The organism is Peptoniphilus koenoeneniae, assembly GCF_030812875.1.
In the GTDB taxonomy this organism is placed as follows: Bacteria; Bacillota; Clostridia; order Tissierellales; family Peptoniphilaceae; genus Peptoniphilus_B; species Peptoniphilus_B koenoeneniae.
In genome coordinates, this window is record NZ_JAUSTN010000001.1 from 261,929 (window position 1) to 284,692 (window position 22,764).

At 32.5% G+C, this 22,764-nt stretch carries 14 protein-coding genes and 1 pseudogene; all 15 read right to left on the reverse strand.

Translation table 11 applies throughout. From position 1 onward, the window contains the following. Window positions 1-3 precede the first annotated feature (3 nt). Complete coding sequence (locus J2S72_RS01350; protein WP_307494856.1) at window positions 4-3,999, reverse strand: S-layer homology domain-containing protein; 3,996 nt, start codon at window positions 3,997-3,999, stop codon at window positions 4-6. A 239-nt stretch (window positions 4,000-4,238) separates the two neighbouring features. Next, window positions 4,239-9,281, reverse strand: a complete 5,043-nt coding sequence (locus tag J2S72_RS01355; protein ID WP_307494857.1) for an S-layer homology domain-containing protein — start codon at window positions 9,279-9,281, stop codon at window positions 4,239-4,241. A 38-nt stretch (window positions 9,282-9,319) separates the two neighbouring features. Then, entirely contained in the window at window positions 9,320-9,835 is a 516-nt protein-coding gene (locus J2S72_RS01360) for a flavodoxin family protein (protein WP_307494858.1), read from the reverse strand. Window positions 9,836-9,844: 9 nt separating this feature from the next. Further along, on the reverse strand, window positions 9,845-10,606 hold the full coding sequence (locus J2S72_RS01365) for an ABC transporter ATP-binding protein (RefSeq protein WP_023055714.1): 762 nt from the start codon (window positions 10,604-10,606) through the stop codon (window positions 9,845-9,847). Further along, window positions 10,596-11,585: a FecCD family ABC transporter permease gene (locus tag J2S72_RS01370; RefSeq protein WP_023055709.1), complete on the reverse strand. Its 990-nt coding sequence runs from the start codon at window positions 11,583-11,585 to the stop codon at window positions 10,596-10,598. The genes J2S72_RS01365 and J2S72_RS01370 overlap by 11 nt, the downstream gene beginning before the upstream one ends. Beyond that, window positions 11,572-12,489 carry a heme ABC transporter substrate-binding protein IsdE gene (isdE, locus tag J2S72_RS01375; protein ID WP_307494859.1) on the reverse strand — a complete coding sequence of 306 codons (918 nt, stop codon included), beginning with the start codon at window positions 12,487-12,489 and terminating at the stop codon, window positions 11,572-11,574. Before isdE ends, J2S72_RS01370 begins: the two co-directional genes overlap by 14 nt. Further along, on the reverse strand, window positions 12,476-13,456 hold the full coding sequence (locus tag J2S72_RS01380; RefSeq protein ID WP_023055702.1) for a heme-binding Shp domain-containing protein: 981 nt from the start codon (window positions 13,454-13,456) through the stop codon (window positions 12,476-12,478). Before J2S72_RS01380 ends, isdE begins: the two co-directional genes overlap by 14 nt. Continuing rightward, on the reverse strand, window positions 13,453-14,841 hold the full coding sequence (locus J2S72_RS01385; RefSeq protein WP_307494860.1) for an NEAT domain-containing protein: 1,389 nt from the start codon (window positions 14,839-14,841) through the stop codon (window positions 13,453-13,455). The genes J2S72_RS01380 and J2S72_RS01385 overlap by 4 nt, the downstream gene beginning before the upstream one ends. Window positions 14,842-15,122: 281 nt before the next feature. Further along, window positions 15,123-15,944 carry a hypothetical protein gene (locus J2S72_RS01390; RefSeq protein ID WP_307494861.1) on the reverse strand — a complete coding sequence of 274 codons (822 nt, stop codon included), beginning with the start codon at window positions 15,942-15,944 and terminating at the stop codon, window positions 15,123-15,125. Continuing rightward, entirely contained in the window at window positions 15,945-17,603 is a 1,659-nt protein-coding gene (locus J2S72_RS01395; RefSeq protein WP_307494862.1) for an ABC transporter ATP-binding protein, read from the reverse strand. It lies immediately after the preceding gene. Further along, window positions 17,600-19,306, reverse strand: a complete 1,707-nt coding sequence (locus tag J2S72_RS01400) for an ABC transporter ATP-binding protein/permease (protein WP_307494863.1) — start codon at window positions 19,304-19,306, stop codon at window positions 17,600-17,602. Before J2S72_RS01400 ends, J2S72_RS01395 begins: the two co-directional genes overlap by 4 nt. After that, complete coding sequence (locus J2S72_RS01405) at window positions 19,296-19,673, reverse strand: YbaN family protein (protein WP_023055717.1); 378 nt, start codon at window positions 19,671-19,673, stop codon at window positions 19,296-19,298. The genes J2S72_RS01400 and J2S72_RS01405 overlap by 11 nt, the downstream gene beginning before the upstream one ends. Window positions 19,674-19,920: 247 nt before the next feature. After that, complete coding sequence (locus tag J2S72_RS01410; RefSeq protein WP_023055705.1) at window positions 19,921-21,258, reverse strand: C1 family peptidase; 1,338 nt, start codon at window positions 21,256-21,258, stop codon at window positions 19,921-19,923. Window positions 21,259-21,343: 85 nt separating this feature from the next. Further along, window positions 21,344-22,213, reverse strand: coding sequence for a radical SAM protein (locus J2S72_RS01415; protein WP_307494864.1), 870 nt, complete (start codon window positions 22,211-22,213; stop codon window positions 21,344-21,346). Between the two features lie 60 nt (window positions 22,214-22,273). Next, window positions 22,274-22,750 (reverse strand): annotated as a pseudogene (gene metG / locus J2S72_RS01420) (methionine--tRNA ligase subunit beta); the annotation flags it as partial. Between the last annotated feature and the right edge of the window lie 14 nt (window positions 22,751-22,764).

Genomic DNA, 22,764 nt, shown 5'->3' on the forward strand with positions numbered 1-22,764 from the left:
AACTTAATTCTTATCAATGTTATATAGAACTTGTGCTACTTGGGCTCTTGTGAAAGGTGATTTAGGTGCGAAACTTCCATCTTTCATTCCACTTACTACACCAAGTCTTGCCATTTCACTTACCGCATCTTTTGCCCAGGACTCTATGTTACTTCCGTCGTTAAAGCTTGTAACAGTTCCCTTAGCATTTAGATTCTTATTAGAAACCTTCAAGAATTTTGACATTATTACTGCCATTTCTTCTCTTGTTAGTTCCTTATCTGGACCAAATTTTCCTTGTCCTAAGCCTGATACAAGTCCCATTCTATTTGCCCAAGAAATATATGCACTATAATATGAGCCTGATTTAACATCTTTGAAATTTTGTGTCCTATATTCATTCGTGTTTACATTTAAGATTCTTCCAAGTACCGTTACAAATTGTCCTCTTGTTATGGACTTGTTAGGACCAAATTCTGTATTGCTTAGGCCTGCAAAGTATCCCTTGCTTACTACATAGTCAATAGCTTGCTTAGCCCAGTGACCGTTTATGTCTGTAAATGAATTGGATGAGCCGCTAGACTTAGAGCTTTGACTTTGAGTTTGTTGATTTTGTTGATTTTGTTGATTTTGTTGATTTTGTTGGTTGTTGCCGCCATATCTGCCAACTTCTCTTGCAGCATTCCAGTTAAAGGAAAGAATTGCATTTTGCTCTCCTCCTCCGGGACCTTTGCCAGCTATTTGGTCCATAGCATCTACCCAAACTGCAATATTTACTCTGTCATATTTGCCATTCATCACCCATGACCAAGTATTACCTGATTGATCAGCTCTATACTTGCTGCCATCAATGATAAACAGATTTGTTAAGTTGCCTGTCAATGTCTTGCCGCCAAACTCTCTTTGGATTGAATGGAAGTTAACGCTGTATCTGAATTTTCCGTTTCTTTCTTCTACTCTTGCAGTGTGATTAATAGCAGCATTTGCCATAGAATAACCACTTTGATGAGCATGAAGAACTTCTACCGGCACTTCATATTGCACTGTAACTGGGCCGTTGTTTTGGTTGTTGTTTTGGTTGTTTTGGTTGTTGTTGCCCCATCCGGAGTTGTTACCCCAACCTCGGTTATTGCCCCAGCCTTGGTTGTTGCCTGAATTGTTTGGCTTACTTGTATCTAATTTAAGTCCTTCCACAGCAGCTTTTAAATTGTCAATGGCAGATTTTACTTGCATGTCCGTAACGTTAGGCTTAGTCAACAAACTCATTAAAGAATTATATGCGTTAACATACATCATGTTACTTTGATAAGTGTATTGAGGTCCGCCTAAGTTGGCATATCTTCTCAAAGCATCTACAACATCTTCCCTGCTCGGCACATTAGGTGTAGGTGGTGTAGGTGGTGTAGGTGGTGTAGGTGTTTCTCCTCCGGGAGTAACATCAGTCATTTTACTCTTGTCAAATACAAGTCTTGCATTTTGTGCCCCTGCACCTGGTTCGCCTCCGGCAAGTCCGTCCATAGCATCTACCCAAACTTTTATATAAAGAGTGTTGTCCTTTAACTTCTCAAACTCAGCCTTTGTAAGTTTAATTCTAAATACCTTGGGGAATTGTTTTTGAGTTCCGTTCAAGGCCTTGTCTTCCATTTGTTCTAAAACTTCAGCCGCAATTGCCTCTCCCCCAAGGACATTGTCCTTAAAGCTAAATAAATTAGTTAAATGTCCGTAGAATCCCATAAATTTAATACCTTGGAAAGTTAAGTCAATATTTACATCATCGCCTTTTATACTTACCTTGGCAGGAGATATTAAAGCTTTATTGCCCATAGACTCCTTGTCTTCTACCGAGTGCATAAGCTTAACAGGTATGTTGTAAACTTTTTCACTTGCTCCCGGTGTTCCATTTACATCGGCGCTTTGATTAAAAGCATCTATTGCACTATTTAAATTATCCAAAGCTTTATTAATTTGCTCTTGAGTATTAGCACTATTTAAAACACTTTTAGCAGCATCAATAGCAGCCTTTAAAGTTTTAAAAGCATCTTCGCTTTTTTTACCTTGGCTTATCTTTTCGGCATCCTTTATCTTAGCATCAAGCTCTGCTTTATTATTAACAATAGGGTCCTCCTTAGGCCAATCAGTCCAAGCTTTTGCTTGAGACCCCTTAACTAATATTTTAGCGTTTTGAGTCCCCATTCCTTTACCAATGGATTCCATGGCATCTACAAAAACTTTAACATAAATTTCCCCATCATTTTTAGCAAGTTCAGGATTAATTTCAAATTTTAATAAGGAAGGATATTCCTTTGTAGTCCCATCTAAGCCCACTTCATTTACCTTTGTAACATCAGTGACTTCTTTAGCATTAGAATCAAAATTATTATTTTCATAGATCCATAACTTTTCAAGATGACCTATAAGATCTAATCCATTTATGTTTTTTCTTAAGGCTTTGAATTTTATAGTCATATATGTCTTTCCATTTTCTTTAGATATTTTTGCTTTTTGCACTAAAGCACCATTACCCATTGATGGATTATTTTGATATCCATGCCATAATTTTACAGGTACTTCTAAGTTTTCCTCTATTGTTTTATTGCATTTAGACATAGCTTCATTAAGCTTTGAAATGTAATCATTCTCATCATCTTTTGTAAATATAAGCCTATCTAAATTAGACTCAACTTTATTAATTATTTTTTGTAAGTCTTTATATGCTTCTGTGTTATCACCAGTTATGTTAATTGCTTTTGCCTTAGTTAAAGTAGTTTCTACAGTCGCTTTATCTCCCTCTTTATATTCTTCTATTGAATCAGAAAAAATATTTAAAATAGCATACTGACTACCCATTCCGTATCTGTCATCTTGCTCAAAATCAAATTTATAAGCGGCATTGATATCGTCTGGATCACCAGTATATTTACTAATGTCTGCTACATCTGTAAACTCTTGCATAACAGGCACAAAAACTTCTACTTTTGCTGGAATTGTATTTTTGAATTTACTTTCTGCTAAATTTGGATATCTTTTTCCCCAATACCCCTCATAATTTTTTGTTTCATACGGAAATTCCAAAATCTTTGGGTATTTCATATCTTCTCCATATTTTTCACATAATTCATCTGTGTAATCATAATATTTTAAACAGTTAGCTTTTTCAAAATTTTCTTTATCCTTAGCTCTTTTATCAAAATCTTTTATGTGTCTCAACTCTAAGAGATAACCTGAAAACCAAGCATCATACATACTTATAGCAATTGGATTCATTTCAATCTGAATATATATTTTCCCATCAGATTTTTTTATTAATTTTGCAATTTCCCCAATTGCCGCATCCGACATAGATTTTTGATCTCTTACAGTATGATATGACATAATATTTGCAAGATAAGTCTTATTTTCTTCTAACTTATCAAAAGGAACAACTGTACTCCTATTTGTAGTCGCATTAGCCTTTTTTATTAATTCAACTATTTTATTAGTTTTTTCATAAAACTCCCTTGTTTTTAGATTTATTTCATTAGCTGAAAGATTTAATTTTGAAGAATTTCTATGCATTAGAGCTGCTTGTTCTCTTATTAACCCTTGAATAAGATCAAATATTTCCTTTGTATCCTTGTATGGCTTGTCTCCTTTTTTAAATTCTGAAACTAAATCATATAATTCCTTATCTTCTATTGTTCTCTTATCATTTGCCTCATCAAAGACTTCAGTTCCTCTTAACATAGAAATCCTATAAAATAAATAGTTCAATATGTTAGTGCGTACAGCACTCCTTATATCATCTAATTTCTCTTCATCACTTTCCTTTTCATAATTTTTCGATGCGGATTTTATTCCTTCCTTTATTATGTTTAGGTATGTTGGATTCAGGCTTGAATCTATTTGATCAACTATTTGTAAATATTGCTTGATATCTTTCTTTATATCATCAGTAGCTTCCTCTGCAAATACAGGTACAGATGTTATTAAAAGCGTTATACTTAAGGCTAAAATAAAAATATTTTTTATAAGCTTTTTCATTTCTATCATCTCCTTTATAATTTTTAAGCTGTTGTTCCTATTTTTTCTATAAAATATTTTGCAGCTTCTTTAAGTTCTTCTTCTGTTGCCTCTCTTGATGCAAGGCTTGTTTCTATCATTTTTTTTATTTTTTTATTAATCTCTCTTTCTATCAATTATTAGGCGGTCTTAAAAACTTATTCATAAGACCACCTTATTAAATTATCCTTCTAACTAAAATATGAGTTTTAGTCTTACAATTAGTTCTTGTCTATGTTGTATAGAATTTGCGCTACTTGAGCTCTTGTAAATTGTGTCTTAGGTGAGAAGCTTCCGTCTTCCATACCTTTTACAAGTCCAAGTTTTGCCATTTCCATTACAGCATCTTTTGCCCAAGACTCAATATTTCCGTCGTCTTTAAATGCACTTGCAGTTCCTTTTGCATTTAACTTTTTGCCTGAAAGCTTTAAGAATTTAACCATCATGACTGCCATTTCTTCTCTTGTGATTTCTTTGTCCGGGTCAAAGCTTCCGCCTCCTCTACCCTTGGTTATGCCGACGCTTTCCGCCCAAGCTACATAGGGTGCGTAGTATGCATCTGCTTTGACGTCTTTGAAATTATTTGATTTAAATGAAGTCTTGTCGATATTTAATATTCTTCCAAGTACCGTTACAAGTTGTCCTCTTGTGATGCCTTTGTTCGGTGCAAATTCTGTAGCACTTACTCCTGCAAAGTATCCTTTTTCAACTACATAGTTTATGGCTTCTTTTGCCCAGTGACCTTCAATGTCTATGAAGTTATAAGCCTTATTATTTTGTGCTTCTCTTTTTACTTCTTTGGCAGGTGATTTTGTTTCTGCGTTCTTTGTACCTTTATCCGTGCTAAGTTTGAATGTTGAGCCCACGTACCACGGGTATGATGGGTAGCTTGGATAATTAGGTGTCGGTTTCGGATCCGGTTGTGGTGTCGGTGGTGTCGGTGTTACCTTCTTGTCCGGACTGTTGTTAAAGGCTTCTACTGCTGCCTTTAGTGTCGCTACTCCTTGGTCTAAAGCTCCTTGATCCGTTGCATTTTTCAATGTTTCTTCTGCTGCTGTTATCGCTGCTTTAAGTTTGCTAAATGCTTCATCAGTCTTCTTGCCTTGTTCAATTTTCTTAGCTTCTGCTATTTCTTTTGTTAAAGCTTCTTTTTTTAGTGGTGCTTGTGGTTCAACTTTATCTGCACTTTCTTTAAAGGCTTTTACTGCTGCCTTTAATGTCGCTACTCCTTGGTCTAAAGTTTCTTGATCTGTTGCAGTTTTTAATGTTTCTTCCGCTGCTGTTATCGCTGCTTTAAGTTTACTAAATGCTTCGTCTGTCTTCTTGCCTTGTTCAACCTTCTTAGCTTCTGCTATTTCTTTTGTTAAAGCTTCTTTTTTTAGTGGTGCTTGTGGTTCAACTTTATCTGCACTTTCTTTAAAAGCTTTTACTGCTGTTTTTAATGCTTTAACCGCTTCATCTAATTGAGTTTGCTCTGTTGCTTCCTCTAATACTTTTTCTGCTGATGCTATTGCAGCCTTAAGTGTATTAAATGCTTCGTCTGTTTTCTTGCCTTGCACTATTTCTTTTGCAGATGCTATTTCTTTTGTTAAAGCTTCTTTTTTTAGTACATCAGGACTGTTGTTAAAGGTTTCTACTGCTGCTTTTAATGTAGCTACTCCTTGGTTTAAAGCTTCTTGATCTGTTGCAGTTTTTAATGTTTCTTCTGCTACTGCGATTGCTGCTTTAAGTTTGCTAAATGCTTCGTCTGTCTTCTTACCTTGTTCAACCTTCTTAGCTACTTCGATTTCATTTGTTAAAGCTTCTGTATTTAAAATAACTTTTGTGAAGTTGGTCTTGTCTATTACTATCTTGGCATTTTGTTCTCCTTTTCCAGGGATAATAGGGCCTTCTCCTGATGCGATGGCGTCCATAGCATCTACCCAAACTTTGATCCATAAGAAGTCCGATGCTTCAAACACACTTTTGTCCATTGTGTATCTAAATATTTGCGGATAATTATGCTCTCCACCGTCTAAGCCCTTGTCCATATGTGTCTTTATTACTTCCGCTTCTATTACATCATTATTATTTTTAGGGTTTTTGTTATCTCTATAAAAGAACAGGTTTGTCAAGTGACCTTTCATTCCCATTAGCTTCATACCATTAAATGTAAGTTCTACGGTAACTTTGTCTCCTCTGTAGACTACTTTTGCCGTGTGTTCTATTGCACCATTTGCCATGGATTTTTGTCCCGGATTATATGCATGGTCTACTTCTACAGGTGCTGTGTATATTCCGTCTTCTATCGGAAGCTTTACGTCTTCGCTTGCTTTAAAGGCTTTTACTGCTGCCTTTAATGTCGCTACTCCTTGGTCTAAAGCTCCTTGATCTGTTGCAGTTTTTAATGTTTCTTCTGCTGCTGTTATCGCTGCTTGAAGTTTGCTAAATGCTTCGTCTGTCTTCTTGCCTTGTTCAATCTTCTTAGCTTCTGCTATTTCTTTTGTTAAAGCTTCTTTTTTTAGTACATCAGGACTTTTGTTAAAGGCTTCTACTGCAGCCTTTAATGTCGCTACTCCTTGGTTTAAAGCTTCTTGATCTGTTGCAGTTTTTAATGTTTCTTCTGCTGCTGTTATCGCTGCTTGAAGTTTGCTAAATGCTTCGTCTGTCTTCTTGCCTTGTTCAATCTTCTTAGCTCCTGCTATTTCTTTTGTTAAAGCTTCTTTTTCTAAAACATCAGGACTATTTTTAAAGGCTTTTACTGCTGTTTTTAATGCTTTAACCGCTTCATCTAATTGAGTTTGCTCTGTTGCTTCCCCTAATACTTTTTCTGCTGCTGCGATTGCTGCTTTAAGTTTGCTAAATGCTTCGTCTGTTTTCTTGCCTTTAACTATTTCTTTTGCCGCTGCAATTTCTTTTGTTAGTGCTTCTTTTTCTAATACATTAGGACTGTTGTTAAAGGCTTCTACCGCTGCTTTTAGTGTCGCTACTCCTTGGTCTAAAGCTTCTTGATCCGTTGCAGTTTTTAATGTTTCTTCTGCAGCTGCGATTGCTGCTTTAAGGGTATTAAATGCTTCTTCAGTCTTCTTGCCTTGTTCAACCTTCTTAGCTTCTGCTATTTCTTTTGTTAAAGCTTCTTTTTTTAAAACAACTTTTTTAAGATGCTCTTTATTTATAATTATTCTTGCTTCTTGTGCGCCTTTTCCGGGGCCGCCCATAAAGCCGTCCATTACATCTACCCAAACTCTGCACCATATGAATTCCGATGCTTCAAATAGATCTCTGTTCATTGTGAAGCTGAAGACTTGTGGGAACTCTTTACTTTGTCCGTCCGTGCCAATGTCAGTGAAGGTTTTTTCTATTTTTGTTTCTACTGCACGTCCACCACTTCTTGGATCTTGGTTGTTTTCAAAAGTGAACAGGTTTGTCAAGTGACCTTTCATTCCGTTTAGATCCATGCCTTTAAATGTAAGCTCTACTTTTACTTTGTCTTCCTTTAAGATTAGTTTTGCAATGTGTTCTATTGCACCGTTTGCCATGGATTTTTGTCCAGGATTGGATGCATTTCCTATTTCCACAGATGCCAAATATATTCCGTCTTCTGTCGGGAGCTTTACGTCTCCACTTGCTTTAAAGGCTTCTACTGCTGCCTTAAGTGTTGTTACTTCTTTGTCCAAATCCTCTTGGTCCGTTGCTTCTTTTAATACCTTTTCAGCTTCTGCAATTACGCTTTGGAGTATGTTAAATTCTTCTACTTTTTTATTGCCTTTAACTATATCTTTTGCCGCTTTGATTGCATCTGACAAGGCTTGTGTATTTAAAACAACTTTTGCGAAGTTGGTCTTGTCTATTACTATCTTGGCATTTTGTTCTCCTTTTCCAGGGATAATAGGGCCTTCTCCTGATGCGATGGCGTCCATAGCATCTACCCAAACTTTGATCCATAAAAAGTCCGATGCTTCAAACACACTTTTGTCCATTGTGTATCTAAATATTTGCGGATAATTATGCTCTCCACCGTCTAAGCCCTTGTCCATATGTGTCTTTATTACTTCCGCTTCTATTACATCATTATTATTTTTAGGGTTTTTGTTATCTCTGTAAAAGAAGAGGTTTGTCAAGTGACCTTTCATTCCCATTAGCTTCATACCATTAAATGTAAGTTCTACGGTAACTTTGTCTCCTCTGTAGACTACTTTTGCCGTGTGTTCTATTGCACCATTTGCCATGGATTTTTGTCCCGGATTATATGCATGGTCTACTTCTACAGGTGCTGTGTATATTCCGTCTTCTATCGGAAGCTTTACGTCTTCACTTGCTTTAAAGGCTTCTACTGCTGCCTGTAGTGTCGCTACTCCTTGGTTTAAAGCTTCTTGATCTGTTGCAGTTTTTAATGTTTCTTCTGCTGTTGTTATTGCAGCTTTAAGAGTATTAAAAGCTTCGTCTGTTTTCTTACCTTGTGCTATAGCCTTAGCTTCATTCACCTTTTCTTGTAGATCAGCTTTATTTAAGCCAGGTGTTGCACTCTCCACAAGGACCATTTTATTCAAGTCAAAGTTATTGATACCATATATATTTTTAACAGGATCTTCATCTGTTTTTGGTTTGACATCAACTGTTATATTTCCCCATTGAACATAGCAATGTACATATCTGGCATTTTCAAGATATATGAATTGATTTACATCTCCAAGTTTAGATATAGGTACGTTTTCTAATCTTATCTTTGTAATTCTCTCTCCATACTCTTCTGCAGCCGAGTCTAAAGTAAATTCTTCCACTTCCAGTATTTGGACAGGCTGTAAGTTTCCGTCGGCTGTTTTATATCTGATGTCTTCATCGTCATTTATTTTTACTAAACCGAAATCTTCAGGTCCTTCTTCTCCCATTACATCGTTTACATATGAAACTGTAAGATTCGCTTTATTGTCTTTAATTTCAACTTCGTAATACGGACTAACTCCTATTTCCACGTTTAAAAGACCGTTGTTATCTGTGCGCCTAGACGCAAGCATCTTATTATATTCTTCTTTGGTGTATTTAAACTTTCCATTCTCCCAAAGGTTTTTCACACCGCTATAAATTAGGTCTTCTTCATCTATAATGGGCATTGCTTCATACTTACCCGATGGAATATCTGCCTTATTTGCAGCTTCTCTTAGCTGAACTGTTTGGATTATCGGGTTTATATCTTCCACAGGTGCTATCTGGAATGCCGATACTGCTGAGGGGATTATCATAATTCCGACAAGTGTTGCCGATATTATTCTTTTTATTTTGTTCATTAGTACTCCTTTCATATTTTTCTTCTTACTTTTAGCTTTTAGTTTGCTAATCGTTTTATGTTCTCCGCAAAATAGTTTGCGGCTTCTAATAGTTCTTCTTCTGTTGCCTTTCTTGATTTAAGGCTTGTTTCTATCATTTTTTCTTTTATCTTTTTTGGAACTACAAGTCCTGTTATTCCTTTTAATTTTTCTATCATCTTTGGGTCTACTAGTCCTGGGCATATGTATTGTCCCAGGGAATCTCTATCTTTTAATAGGTCCTGCAGATTTTTTATCACCTTCCTTCCATGTTCTGAGTCTGGCATCGCTCCCAAGGTGGCAAATAAGCCAATTTTTTTATTTTTTATTGTTTTTAATAGTTTTAGTGTTTTTGTTTCTAATGTTCCTCTGTCTATCCATCCTCCTAATAGGATAAAGTCATATTCTTCTATTTGGGGTGCTTCTCTTATGTCTTTTATTGTCATTTGTTGCTTGTCTTTTAAGGCTTCATAGATTTTTTCTGCCATTCTCTTGGTGTTTCCCGTCTTTGATGAATAAATTATTAGTCCTTTCACTTTTCCTCCTTAGTCTTCTGCAAATACATATTTTTTATTTTCTATGTCTATTATTTTTAGCCTTGTGTCGTAAATCTTGCTTATCTTATCTTCTGTCAAGACTTGGCTTGCCTTTCCTTGAAATTCGATTTTTCCCTTCATCATTCCTACTATGGTGTCTGAATATTCTAAGGACTGGTTGATGTCATGAAGAACCATGATTATTGTCTTGCCAAGATTTTTATTCAAATTTCTTATTAGTTTTAAAATTTCTACCTGGTATTTTATGTCTAAGTAGGTTGTGGGTTCGTCTAAGAGAAGTATCTCACTATCTTGTGCAATTGCCATGGCTATCCACGCCCTTTGGACTTGTCCACCTGATAGAGAGTTTACTCGCTCTTTTCTTATTTCTTCTAAACCACAAACTTCTATGGCTTGGTTTATTTTATTTTTGTCCTCTTGACTTGGTTTTTGCATAAAGCCTAGATAGGGATTTCTTCCATAGGCAACAAGTTCTTCAACTTTAATATCGCCTGCTATTTGATTTTTTTGTCTAACTATGGCAACTTTTTTTGCAAATTCTTTTCTCTCTATATTTTTTATATTTTTGCCATCAAGACTTATAAAACCCATTTTTGGTTTTTCCACTCTTGTTATTAGTTTAAAGAGGGTTGATTTTCCACAGCCGTTTGCTCCTAAGAGGGTGGTTATTTTATTTTTTTCTATTTTTAGGCTTAAGTCTTTAATTACTGAGTTTTTTCCATAGGAGAAAAATAAGTGTTTAATTTCCATAGTTTTTTCCTCCTATTTTAAGTAGTGTAATGAAAAATATTCCGCCTATTACTGTCATTACTATTGATGGTTTTATTTCGTAGGGGTAGGCTATTACTCTTCCTAAGGTGTCTGATAATAGGAGGGTTATGGCTCCTAATATCATTGAGTAGGGTATTAAGTTCTTGTGGTTTGAGCCAAGAATTATTCTTCCTATGTGTGGTACTACTAATCCTAAAAATCCTATTACTCCTACTATTGCTGTTGATACGGAGGCTAGAATTATTGCTATTAGTGCCAGAATAAATCTGTCTCTATTGACGTTTACTCCCAAGGATTTTGCTGTTTGGTCTTCCAGTTGAAGTAGGTTTGCTGTTCTTATGGTGAAGAGTGCTATTATTAGAAATAGGATTCCGTAAATTGCCATAATTTTTACGTCTGACCAGGTTTTTTGTGCTACATTTCCTTCTATTATGGATTGTACGTTTGTTAGGTTTCCTCCCATCATGGCTTTTATTGCGTCATTTATTCCTATTAGGGTCATGTTGAGTGCCACACCTACGAGGATTAATTTTATTGGGTTGGATCCTCCGTTCCAAGCTAGTGAATATATTAAGAGGTAGGCAAGGAGTCCTCCCACAACTGAAAAAAGTGGGCTAAAGGCATATAAGCCAGGGAATAATATCATTACAAGGCTTGCTGATAGACTAGCTGCTGATGATATTCCTATTATTCCTGGATCTGTTAGGGGATTTTGCATTACTGCTTGAAGGAGAACTCCTGATGTTGCAAGGGCTGCTCCAGCTAGTATTGAGATTATTATTCTTGGAAACCTAAGGTCATATATTGTCGCCACGTCGGGATCATATTCTATGAACAAGCCTCTTATTAATTTGCCAAAGGTCATTTCTATAGATCCTGTTTTTGCTGAATAAAGTATGAGTCCTATTAGGACTAGGATTGATATGGTGTAAACTAGGATGATTTTATTTTTCTTCATTTGTCTTATCACCTGTATTTCCTACTTCATTTGAGTCTTTTCCATAGAAGAGTTTGTCTAAGTCATTTAGGGCTTCTTTATAGTTAAATTTTGCACTCATTCCAAATTTTTTATAGTCAAGGTCATATACTTTGTTCTCTTGTACTGCTCTGAAGTGCTTCCAAATGTCATTTTCTGCAAAGTCTTTCTTAAACATGGCCATTACATCTTCGGGCAAGGCGTGGGCTGTTCTTAATATTATGTCTGGATCTTTTTGTAGCATGTCTTCTGTGTTTATTGTTATGAATTGTTGATTGGTGCCACCATAGACATTTTCTGCTCCTGCAAGTTCTGCGAGGCTTCCTACATAGGAGTTTTCTGTTGCTACTACATAGGACCCTGGCAAACCCATAAGGATTAATACCTTTGGTGCTTTTTTATCCTTGTGCTTTTCTCTGTAGTCGTCTATGAATTTTTTGTAGTCGTCAATTAAGGCTTTGGCCTCTTTTTTTCTGTTAAGTAATTTTCCCAGATCCTCTATTGACTTATACATTCCATCTGTGTTGTTTAGATTCAAAAATCCATAGTCAAGGTCTGCTGCCTTGTATTTTGGAAGTAGGTCTGAGATTAAGGACACTGGTGAAAAAACATAGTCTGGATTTATTTGTTTTAATTTTTCTATGTCTGGTGTCATTGCCATACCTACTTTTGGTACGTCTTTATATCTTTCTGGCATTTTATCTATTTCTGAGTCTGGTACTGCAACTAGGTCTATGTTTAATTTTTCCATAATGTAAACTGTTGCCATGGATGTTGCTGCTATTCTTAAGTTGCCTCCGGTCTTCTTTCCTTCTGTTTTTTGGTTGACGCATCCTGTTAATAGGAGGATTGCAAGTAAAAGTGTAGAAATTTTAGTTTTCTTCATTTTCATATGCCTCCATTCTTTCGTCTTCTAAGTCGCTTTCCATTTTTTTATAGTATAAAAATGTTAGTAGGCTTATTAGAATTAAAATTGTTGTTACTGAAAATAAAACTCCTATTAATAAATATATAAATGCCATTGTTATTTTCCCAAGGGGTCTGTTGTCTTTTTCTTCTTCGCTTGTGTCGGAGTAGTATAGTTTTTTTATTTGGGGTGAGTCTTTTGTTAATAGACCATGTTTATAGCCTAAATCTCCTGCTGAAAATTTTGAGTTTACTGGCTTTACTTCTATTTTTTCTCCTTCACTTGCTTGTAGAATTTGTCCTACTTGGGAGCCTCCTTCTACAGGTTTCATATTTTTTAAGTTTAAAGGGCTATTTCCTGTGTTTTTTTCAGTTTCTATAGGGTTTTGTGCTGTATTTTGATTTTCTTCTATTTCTTCTTCTTGCCCTATGTTTACTGGTTGATTGTCTTCTGGTAGGTCTTCTAAGGTTTTAAAGTCGGTGTTACCTGGTGCGGGATTTGATATGTCATAATAGAAAACTACATCTCTTCCCATTGGTCCTACGAAAAATGTTGCTCTTACTATTACATTTTTTGAGGGGATTTCAAATCTATAGTCTTTTGTTTCTTCTGTTTGACCTGTTACTTCTGCTGATACTGAATAAAAGTCTTTCTCTCCTCTTTCTTGCACTGCAAATGTTTCGTTTTTTATATAGTTTGCAAGGCTATATCTAACTGATAGGAACATTCTTCCGTCGTCTGTTGTTTCTAAAAGGGCTTGGGGGTTAAGTACATTTTCTGTCATTCCTTGTCCTATGCCTGGATTGTTGCCTGCGTCTTCTATTACTCCTGTGACTGGATGTATGTAATAGGGTGTGGCTTTAAATATTTCTTGGGTGTAGGCTAGGGCTTTGGTGGTTGTCAAAAGGCTTAACATCAATAAAAATATTAAAATTTTTCTTTTCATTCTTTCCTCCTTAATTCTTTTAATAATCTTTCTTCGTCTTTTAAATTAAGGATTAAGTTTAAGCATTTTTTAATGAATATGATGCTTGTAATATTTATTGCTAATATAATTACTATGGCAAAAAATATTATGGCTTTTGATTCTCTTGTGTCTGATTTTAATGTTTCTTTGTCTTCTGTGTTTGCCTTTTCAGTTTTTTCACTGGCTTTTATCCCTAGGTTTGAGCTTGCATTTTCTCCTTGTGCTTTTACGCTTGCTTTTATTTCTTCAAGGCTTGGTGTTTTTTTGCTTATTGCTTTTACGCTTTTTGAGCTTTGTAAATTTCTTGAGCTTGTTGAAGTTTTTATTTTTTGTGATTTTGGTGCTTTTACAGAGTTCATAAAGGCTTTTGCTTTTGATGTTTTTTGGGAGTTTGTTGTTTTAAGCTTTGGTCCTTGTGTTTTATTGTCTATGGAGTTTGTTACTTTTGTTTTATTTTCTGCTAGTTTTACCAAGGCATAGTTGCCTGGATTTTTTCCCCTAAATTTTACGTGTTCTCCGTCAATTTCAAAGTTTACTTCTTTTTTGCCTTCTGTGAAGTCATACACTTTTAAGTTATCGTCTTTTGAAAACTTAAATAGTGGAAGTTTTATTTCAAAATCTTTTTTAGGTTTTATTTTTTCTCTTTTGCCTTGTACGTCTTCTTTGTCTAGGACTTTGTCAACTGGTCCCAAAAATTCAATGTTATATACTGCTACTTGATCTAAGGGTGTAAATTTGGATGAAACTTCTTCTGCTGCTTTTCCAGAGAGTTTGTTTCCATAAAAGGTGTATTCTTTGTCAAAGGTGTCCGGATCTGCGTAAACCCATATTCCCTTGTTTTGAAGGACTGCTTTTTCTTTTGGATTAAATTCTTTCTTTTTAGGTCCTTCTTCAAATTCCTTTATTAGTTTAGCGTCTTCATAGTTGATTTTTTCAAGTTTTGAAAAGTCAAGTTTTAGTCTTGCTTTTATGGGTGCATCTCCCATAGGCTCAACTTTAGGGTCAACATAAACATAGGTCATTTCGTTTTTATTTAGCAGGCTAGTTTTAAATACTGATGGCCTTTTTTCTTCTTCGTCAGGAATTTCCATGGTAAAAGATCCCCTGTCTGCTGGATAAAAAATCCCATCTTCTTTTTGCACATATAAATTTACAAGGGATGCTATTAATTTCATGTACTCCATCTTTCCTGAACCTATGTATAAATATCCTTCTTTATTTTTTACCTCTATCTCTGCTGTTTGATTTAAAGCTTTATTTCCCATGCTTTCTTTTTCTTCTATTGAATGCCAAAGTTTTATTGGAATTTTATAAAAACCGTCTTCTAAGCCAAGATCTTCTTTTTTTGGAAATTCTGAATCCATTTCCTTTGAAAAGCTTATTTTCGGTAAAAAAATTAAAAATAAAATCAAAAAAAATACGTATTTCTTTTTAATTTTAAAAACCTCCTTTTTGTAATTTATAATTTGATAATTGATATCATCTTAATTATAGACGTATTTATATTTTTTTAAAGATTTTTTATAAAAAAAATAAGTTAACCCGAGTTAACTTATTTTTGATTTTTTATTTTCTTTTTGATAATTAATTTTATTAAGTTTAAATTTAAGCCATTATTTTTAAATAATGATAATTATTTTTGATATTAACTTAGGTTAACAAAAAAAATAAAATTTGCTTTTTCTACATGACTGATAAAACCTATTTGGGATTTTATGGTTAAATTCACTGATGTTTGCATAGAGCTTTTCCCCAATTTGTTCCAATATTTTACAACTTTTAGGGGAATTTTAAAAATTCCATTTTCTCCATCTATTTTATGGATTCCTTTTTCGTCTTCATAGCATAAGATTATTGCTATGGCTTTTTTATTGTATCCTCCATGAATTTTTTCTATTATTTTTGATTTTATACAAATGTAGGCTTCTTCGTCTTCTATTATTTCAAAATTTTTTTCAAATCCCATCATTGCCATGGAGTTTTCAACAAAGGACTCCTTGTTATTTTCACTGATTTTATAGATTGTTAGATGGGTTTCACAGGGAAATTTTGAATATATGTTAAGGATGTCCTCTCCCGCTATTTTAGTTTTTAATTTTTCTATTTCTTTTATTTTTTCTGAAAGGTCTTCTATAACGTCATTTAAATTTTCTATATAAATTAATTCTTCTGCTATTTCTCTATTTTTTTCGTCTTTTATTTTAAAGGCGTTTTCTACTATTATTTGTGAATTACTTATTTTTTTATTGTATGCTTCTGCGTATTTTTCTCCTATGGCTGTTAAATAATATCTGTTTAATTCTTTATAGAATATGCCTAAGATAACCATTCTATCCATTATTTTTTTTGCGTTTGCCTTGGAGCAATAAAAGTTTTTTGAAAATTCAGTTATTGTATTTTTTCCTGAATTATTGTTTAAAAATAAAAGATATTGGACCTGCATTTTTGTTAGATCTGTTTTTTTCATTTACGAACTTATACTCCTTTCCATATTTATTATACGATCACAGATTCTAAGGGTGCTTTTCCTATGGGAGGATATAAAAATTGTTTTGTTGTCTTTTTCTTTGTAGAGGGATTTTAATATTATTCCTTCGTTATAAGCGTCTATGTTTGCTGTTGGTTCATCTAAGATATATAATTTTGAATCTCTTAGGAAGATTCTTGCCAGGGCAAGTCTTTGAATTTGTCCTGTTGAAAGTAGGGTCTTATCTTTTACTATCTCTGTGTCAAATCCTTTTTCTAAGGATTCTATGAAGTCATATATGTTTGCTTTTTTTGTTGCTTCTATTAATTCTTCTTCTTTTGCGTCTTCTTTTGCTATTAATAAATTTTCTCTTATTGTTCCTTTAAAAAGATGGCTTTCTTGAGCTACATAGGAAATATTTTCTCTTAAGTTTTTGCTATTTATATTTTTTATATTTTCACTGTTTAAGAAAATTTCGCCTTTTTTTGGATCAAAGAATCTCATTATTAATTTTAAAATTGTAGATTTTCCGCAACCGCTTTTTCCTTGAAGTCCTATTATTTCGTTTAATTTTCCTGATAGGTTAAAGTTTTTTATTAATTCTGTTTCATCATAAGAAAATTCTATGTTTTTAAGGTCTATATTTTCGTAGCTTATATCTTTTTTGTTTTTAATTTCTTCTACTTCTGCTTTTTCTTTTAATATGCCCATTACTCTTTTTCCACATGCAAAGGTGAGTACTAAGTTGTTTCCAAGGGATGCTAAGGCTGATGTTGGTCCAAAGGATGATATAAATATTGTTATTGGAAATATTAAATTTACAAAGTTTACTTGTCCATTTTTATAGAGATTAGATCCTATAAGTATAAATATTAAATCGGCTAGTATTATTAGGCTTGATGATATGGAAAAATTGTTCCCCATATTTTTTGACAATTTTTTTGAGGACCTGTTTAAATCTCTTGTTAATTTTCCTATTTCTTCAAATCTTTGCTCTTGCCTTGAAAAATTAATTATTTCTTTTATTCCCTTACAGCTTTCAAGGATTGATGAGTTTAGGTTTGATAGATTTTTTCTTTGGCTTTCTCCTACTTTTTTGCCTAATTTTTCAGTTATGACAGGAACAATTACTCCAAGAATTATATGAAAAATTAAAAGGCAAATACCATATTTTACATTTATTTTTAATAGGATTATGAAAAATATAAGTGTGTGGAAAAATGCTATTAATACTGGCGATATTGTATGGGCATAAAATACTTCTAAAAGTTCTATGTCTGAGGTTATTATTGATATAAGTTGTCCCTTGTCTTTTGTGTCCATTTTTGCTGGGCATAGTCTTATTAAGCTTTTAAATACCAAATCTCTTATTATGGCAAGAGTTTTAAAGGCTACATAGTGGTTGAAGAGTTGTTCAATATACTTAAATAGGGCTCTTAAAATTGCAAGGATAAGGAGTAAAATTAAAATATTTTTAAGTTTTATATTTTCTCCCATATATATTTTCCCAAAGTACAAAGAGCCAAGTCCTGGTATTAGACTTGCAAAAACATGTCCAGAAAGTCCGAACAAAATTGCAAAACACATTTGGATTTTTAATGGCTTTACAAGCCCTAAGAGGTCTTGTAAGAGAGTTTTTCTTTCTTTTAGACTTATCATTTGACACCCCACATTTCTAAGTCCATTTGAGCCTTATAAAGCTTCGCAAAATTATTTTTATTTAGCATTTCTTCAAAGCTTCCTTCTTCTATTATTTTTTTATCCTGAACAAAGTATATATAGTCTGAGTTTTCTGTGTTTCTAAGTCTATGGGTTATTAAAATTATGTTCATATTTTTCTTCATTTCCGATAATACTTTTAATATTATTTCTTCTGATTCTATGTCTATATTTGAAATAGCTTCGTCTAAAATTAAAACTTTCGGTTTTCTTAATATTGCTCTTGCTATGGAAATTCTTTGTTTTTGACCTCCGGACAGGTTATTTCCTTGGCTTTCAAGAAGTGTATCAAGTCCCTTTTGATTTTTAAAATATTCATAAAGTCCAACTATTTTTAAGCTTTCTTCCAGTTCTTCATCTTTTGCCAAGGGGTTTGCAAGAAGAAGATTATATTTTAAGCTTTGGCTAAAAATAAAGGGAGAATTATCTATCATACAGATATTTTCTATTAAGCTATCTGATTTTATATTGGTTTTTCCATTATAAATAATTGAGTCTTCTTTGTTTTTAAGCATTCCGCAAATTAGTTTTGCAATGGTCGATTTTCCTGAACCACTTTTTCCTACTAAACAAGTTATTTGATTTTTATTAAATTTAAGGTTTAAATTTTCTAATATTTTTTCTTTGTCATAAGAAAAGTTAAGGTTATTAAAGCTTATTTCTACTTCTTCATCTGTAATTTCATTTATACCATCTTCGGTTTCTTTTATGTCTAAAACTTCAAATAGGCTATTTGCTGCTGAAATTCCATTCATGGCTACATGGAAAAGAGCTCCAAGTCTTCTTAGGGGAGTAAAAAATTCTTGAGATAGTAAAATAAATGCAAAGCCTGTAAATATATTAATTTCTCCTTTACTGAAGTAATAAAGGGTCATAAAAATACTTGTGGCACTTCCTGTGTAGGAAACTAAGTCCATTACTGTTATATTGTTAAGCTGAACCATTAGAAGTTTCATTGTTTTCATTCTAAAATCTTCTGCCATCTTATTTAATTTTTCGTTATATTTGTCAGCGGTATTAAAGATTTTAAGGGTGCTTAGTCCATATAAAAAATCTATAAAAACTTCTCCCAAATTTGTGTATGATTTCCAATAGGATTTTACAACTCTTTTTGCAAGTTTTTGTACCATCATTATGGCTATGGGTATAAAGGGTATAAAAACAAGGGCTATTAGAGAAATTTTTATATTTATTAAGGACATTATTAAAAATAAAATAAGGGGTCCTAAAATTGAAAAAATTAGTTGGGGCAAGAGTTCTCCATAAAATATATTAAGTTGCTCTATTCCTTCTACACTTAAGTTTATTATTTCAGATATAGATATTTTTTCTCCATATTCCATTTTAAATCCATAAATTTTTCTAAAAAGTCTTTGTCTTAAAGATTTTTTTATATTTACTGATACTTTATAGGATATGTAGGAGTTTATTTTTATTATTAAAATTTTTGCAATTATTATTAATAATATTTGAATTATAAATATTTTTTCTTCATATTTTCCTGCTACAATTTCTTCTATAAATTTACCTATGGCAAATATTAAGGCTATATTTGTTAAAAGTTCAAGTATTTTTAAAATTATTAAGGTTATTATGGATTTTTTTTCTCTACCTATTTCATTTAAAAGTTTTTTATTTAGCATCTTTCATCTCCTTAACAGTCTTAACTTTTGTGAAAAAATAAATATAGTGAAAAAGTAAAACCATAATAAGACAAATTCTTCCATGAGAATTTTTTACCAAGTAAAATGATATTCCTATAAAAAGAGTTATCGTGGCTAAAATTTTTATCTTTTTCTTTAGGCTAAGGCCTTCTTTGTTTTTTATAGGCTCTAGGTTATTTTTATAAATTTTTGTATTTTTAAACCATTTTTCAAACTTTTTTGATCCTCTTGCAAAGCATGCTGTTGCTAAAAGTAGAAAAGGTGTTGCCGGTAAAAGTGGCAAATATATTCCAACTATACCTATTCCTAAAAAAATAAATCCTAAAATTATAAATATGTATTTCAAAAATTACCTCCTGATAATTGATATTATTATGCTTTTGATAGTATCAAAGTAATTTTTTAAAGTAAAGGTTTTTGATAAGATTTATTCTTTACCTTTTTTTGTTTATTTCTTATTTTTCTTCTACAAGTTTGTATATATCTACTTTTTATTGTTTTTAAATTTGTTAACCGGGGTTAACTTTTTTTGATTTTTTAATAAAAAAACTTCTCGCAATTTTTACGAGAAGTTTTATATTATATATCTTTTTTTATGCAAGTGAACCCATTGGATCCCATGGTTCAAGTTCAGTTGGTTTACTTTCATATGCTTTTACTATTTCTTGTGAAATATTCTTTTTGTTAATTAATACTTGATACATATATTCGTTAAACCATTCATCACTCATTACTAAAAATCCATTATAGCCTGCATCTTTTCCCCATGAATTTTCTACACGATAGCGATTTATTTTGTCTTTTTCTTCATCATAGTCGCATCCCATAAATACCATTGCATGAGTCATTAAGCTTTCTTTATAGTCAAGACGTTCTTCTTTATTAAATTTAAAGTCAACTCCTAAAAGTTCATCTACTCTTAAACTTTCAAGGTCAAGTCTTGATCCTTGTCTATAGAAGTTTTGTCCTACGTCACATCCAAACCAAACAGGTTCACCACTTTGAAGTTGCTTTAAAACCATTTTTTTCATTTCTTCAATAGGAACATTTACATATCTTACAATGTCTCCTTCTACAACATTTCCAAGATATTTTACGGTGTAGGATTTGTAATATGGTTTGTCTTTTGTTGGTGCGTTTATAACTGAAATATAATCATCAAGATTCATTCCTACAAATTTATCAAAAAATTCATTTGGACTTAAATTTTTATGTGAAATAAATTTATCGTCTTTATCTCTTGCTTCAAAATCAATTTTGCTTGGTGGTGTTCCTAAGCAAATGCATAGGGTACGATAAATGGCTTTCATGTCTTCTTCTATTATTTTTTGAATTTCTTCATCTGATTTTCCATTTTCATGGGCATTTCTTAAATCTTTTGCAAACATTCTTAACATCTTTGTTAAATATGAATCCATACTTGATGTATTTGAAGAGTTTTCTGTTTCTGGCATTGAATATTTTGGGACTATTCCATATTTTTTAACTATATTTTTTAGCATATCCCATTGTCCACCATCTCCCATAGGGTCTGTTAAAAGATGGCTTACTAATCTTCCATGTACATCTTGGTCAAATGTTTTTACAATTGATTGTAAAAAATAATGAGAGCGCTCAAGTTTGTCATAAAATAAAGTATAGTTTTGTGAAAGTTCAAATTCTTTTAAATTATTTTTTTGACAAAGTTTATATTCCATAAGGTTTAAAGATGCAAACATCCAGCAACGTCCTGATTTTTTTTGGTTTCTAACTTCTGTTTCTTTTAAGTTTATATTGAAAGTATGACGATTTTGATTTATTTTGTCTTCAAATCTGTCAACGGATGCTTCTAAAAGTCCTGTGTTTGTTGCAGCACGTTGAGCTATTCTATTTGTGCGACAGGATTCAAATTCATCTTTTAATTTTTTTAAAAATTCTTTACTTATTTCCATAAATTCCTCCTTTTTTATTTACATTACTATAATAGCCCTTATGATAATAAAATTCAATTCTTCCTAGTGAATTTAATTGTAAGCTTTATAAGCCTCTTAAATATTCCGGTCTATAATTATTATTCATAATGGCATTTTCTATTTGTTTTTTTAATTTCTCAACATCTTCAGGTATCTGACCTTTTAATGACAAATAATTTGATGCGTGGTTTGAACGAAATATTGTTGGTCCTTTGCCCTTATAAAAGCTTAAAAAATAATATATTTCTTCTAATGATTCTTTGGGATTTTGCAAATAAAATTTACCTTGCATATATTTTTCATAAAGTTCAGAGCCAGGCTCTAAAGTCAATGCTAAAAATGATAAGTATTCTGGATTCATTTCTGATATTAAATCTCCTGTATCCTTTGCATATTCTAAAATATTTTTATTTTCTCCAAGACCTGTTATAAGGGTTAAACTTTGTTTTATATTTGCAGCATGAAGTTTTTTTGCCGCCTTTAAAAAACTTTCTCTATTTTCAGTCTTTTTTATTTTTTTTAATAGTAGGTCCGAACCTGTTTCTACTCCCATGTAAACAATTTCTATTCCAGACTCTTTAATTTCTTTTAATTCTTCTAAAGATTTTTTGTTTACATCTTTTGCAGTTGAATATATTCCTATTCTTTCAATGTAAGGGAAGAGTTCTTTAATTTTTTTATTAAGTCTTATTATTCTTTCCTTAGATAGGCAAAGACCGTCTCCATCACCTATAAAAGCTCTTCTATATCCATTAAAATTTTTTGATTCTTCTTCAAGTTCTTTAAATAATTTTTCTTCATCTTTTACATAAAAATAATCGTCTTTATACATGGAGCAAAAGGTGCAGGTATTGTTACTACACCCAACAGTAGCCTGAACAATTAAACTCCTCCATTCTGATGGAGGTCTATAAACTTTTCCTATATATTCCAAATAATCACCTCAAAAAAACCGGAATTATTTTAATTAATAACCCCTGTTTTTAAATTTATTTTAATATAATTTTGATCCTGCTGGAATATTATCATCCAACATTATTAAGTTAAGTTTTTCTTCTCCGTCGTACTCACAAATTGCAGATATAATCATACCTTCTGAGTCGATTCCCATCATCTTACGAGGAGGAAGATTACAAATCGCAAGTAGTGTCTTTCCAATTAAAGACTCTGCGCTGTAATATTCCTTAATACCAGATAATATAACTCTTTCTTTTTCAGAACCATCATCTAATGTAAATTTCAAAAGTTTTTTTGATTTTGGAACTTCTTCGCAGTTTAAAACTTTTACAACTCTAAAATCAGATTTTGAGAAAGTTTCAAAGTCCACTAGGTCTTCAAATAGCGGTTCAACTTTTACTTTTGAAAAGTCTATTTTTTCTTTTGTAAGTTTGTCGTAAGTTTCGTAAATTTCTTTTGATGAATCCCTATTTTCTACCTTTTCTAAGCCTATTGGCTTCATTGTTGGGATAAGAAAATGGGAAAATT

What these genes read in the sequence shown, in the direction of transcription:
- J2S72_RS01350 (WP_307494856.1), bottom strand. Translation starts at nt 3,999, where the DNA reads ATGAAAAAGCTTATAAAAAATATTTTTATTTTAGCCTTAAGTATAACG.
- J2S72_RS01355 (WP_307494857.1), bottom strand. Translation starts at nt 9,281, where the DNA reads ATGAACAAAATAAAAAGAATAATATCGGCAACACTTGTCGGAATTATG.
- J2S72_RS01365 (WP_023055714.1), bottom strand. Translation starts at nt 10,606, where the DNA reads ATGGAAATTAAACACTTATTTTTCTCCTATGGAAAAAACTCAGTAATT.
- J2S72_RS01370 (WP_023055709.1), bottom strand. Translation starts at nt 11,585, where the DNA reads ATGAAGAAAAATAAAATCATCCTAGTTTACACCATATCAATCCTAGTC.
- isdE (WP_307494859.1), bottom strand. Translation starts at nt 12,489, where the DNA reads ATGAAGAAAACTAAAATTTCTACACTTTTACTTGCAATCCTCCTATTA.
- J2S72_RS01380 (WP_023055702.1), bottom strand. Translation starts at nt 13,456, where the DNA reads ATGAAAAGAAAAATTTTAATATTTTTATTGATGTTAAGCCTTTTGACA.
- J2S72_RS01385 (WP_307494860.1), bottom strand. Translation starts at nt 14,841, where the DNA reads ATGGATTCAGAATTTCCAAAAAAAGAAGATCTTGGCTTAGAAGACGGT.
- J2S72_RS01390 (WP_307494861.1), bottom strand. Translation starts at nt 15,944, where the DNA reads ATGAAAAAAACAGATCTAACAAAAATGCAGGTCCAATATCTTTTATTT.
- J2S72_RS01395 (WP_307494862.1), bottom strand. Translation starts at nt 17,603, where the DNA reads ATGATAAGTCTAAAAGAAAGAAAAACTCTCTTACAAGACCTCTTAGGG.
- J2S72_RS01400 (WP_307494863.1), bottom strand. Translation starts at nt 19,306, where the DNA reads ATGCTAAATAAAAAACTTTTAAATGAAATAGGTAGAGAAAAAAAATCC.
- J2S72_RS01410 (WP_023055705.1), bottom strand. Translation starts at nt 21,258, where the DNA reads ATGGAAATAAGTAAAGAATTTTTAAAAAAATTAAAAGATGAATTTGAA.